The 1,632-nt window shown below is 72.3% G+C and carries 1 protein-coding gene; it reads left to right on the top strand.

All coding sequences use genetic code 11. From position 1 onward, the window contains the following. Positions 1-133: 133 nt before the first annotated feature. On the top strand, positions 134-1,510 hold the full coding sequence (locus HMPREF3086_RS01635; protein WP_061228100.1) for a phosphomannomutase/phosphoglucomutase: 1,377 nt from the start codon (positions 134-136) through the stop codon (positions 1,508-1,510). The last annotated feature ends 122 nt before the right edge of the window (positions 1,511-1,632 follow it).

Genomic DNA, 1,632 nt, shown 5'->3' with positions numbered 1-1,632 from the left:
CGGCGGCGGCGCGGGCGGGTCCGGCCCCACCGCCCGCTGACCCGCCGCCCGCAGGGTGGTCCGCCGCGTGATCGGCGCGGGTAGTGTCACGGGAGACATCGACCGACCCCGTCTCACCCCCCTGGAGCAGCACGTGGCACGCAGCGCCGAGTCCGTCCGAGCAGTCATCAAAGCCTACGACGTCCGTGGCGTCGTCGGAGAGCAGATCGACACGGACTTCGTCCGCGAGGTCGGTGCGTCCTTCGCTCGGCTCATGCGCTCCGAGGGCGCGGGCACCGTGGTGATCGGGCACGACATGCGCGACTCGTCCCCGGGCCTGTCGGCGGCGTTCGCCGACGGGGTGACCGCGCAGGGCCTCGACGTGGTGATGATCGGCCTGGCCTCCACCGACCAGCTCTACTTCGCCTCCGGCCTGCTGGAGTGCCCCGGCGCCATGTTCACCGCCAGCCACAACCCGGCGAAGTACAACGGCATCAAGCTGTGCCGGGCGGGCGCCAAGCCGGTGGGCCAGGAGTCCGGCCTCCGGACGATCGCCGACGAGGTCATCGCGGGCGTCCCCGCGCACGACGGGGAGACCGGCACCGTCTCCGAGCGCGACGTGCTCGAGGGTTACGGCGAGTACCTGCGCGGGCTGGTCGACCTGACGGGGATCCGCCGCCTCAAGGTCGCGGTGGACGCCGGCAACGGCATGGGCGGTCACACGGTGCCCGCCGTCCTGGGCGGGCTGCCGCTCGAGATCGTGCCCCTGTACTTCGAACTCGACGGGAACTTCCCCAACCACGAGGCCAACCCGCTCGAGCCGGCCAACCTCGTCGACCTGCAGGCCCTCGTCCGGGAGAGCGGAGCTGACATCGGCCTGGCCTTCGACGGCGACGCGGACCGCTGCTTCGTGGTCGACGAGCGCGGAGAGCCGGTGGCCCCGTCGGCCATCACCGCCCTCGTCGCCGAGCGGGAGCTCGCCAAGGAACCGGGCGCATCGATCATCTACAACCTCATCACCTCCAGGGCCGTCCCCGAGCTCGTCGAGGAGAAGGGCGGCGTCGCCGTCCGCACGCGCGTGGGCCACAGCTTCATCAAGGCGCAGATGGCCGACACGGGTGCCGTCTTCGGCGGCGAGCACTCCGCGCACTACTACTTCCGCGACTTCTGGGGCGCCGACTCGGGCATGCTGGCCGCCATGCACGTGCTGGCAGCACTCGGCGGTCAGGACGGCACGCTGTCCGAGCTCATGGGCGAGTACACCCGGTACGCCGCCTCCGGGGAGATCAATTCCACGCTCGACTCGGCGGAGGCGCAGACCGAGCGCATGGAGGCCGTCGTCGCCGCGTTCTCCGACCGCGCCGCGTCGGTCGACCGCCTGGACGGCGTCACCGTCGACCTCGGCGACGGCGCGTGGTTCAACCTTCGCGCCTCCAACACCGAGCCGTTGCTGCGCCTCAACGCCGAGGCGCCGACCAGGGAGGACGTCGACGCCGTGGTCGACGAGGTCCTCGCGATCGTCCGTGCCTGACCTGTCGAACGACACTGGGGCCGGGCGGGTCGACCTCGACGACCCCGAGGCGCTGCGCGCCGCGGACGCGACGGGGGCCCTGCTGCACGCGTCGATGGCCGGGGCGCAGCTCCGCGCCGTGG

The sequence above is a fragment of the Dietzia sp. HMSC21D01 genome (assembly GCF_001815995.1).
GTDB classification, from domain to species: Bacteria; Actinomycetota; Actinomycetes; order Mycobacteriales; family Mycobacteriaceae; genus Dietzia; species Dietzia cinnamea.
The sequence above is the reverse complement of the archived record's forward strand: the minus strand, read 5'-3'. Positions and strand labels throughout refer to the sequence as shown.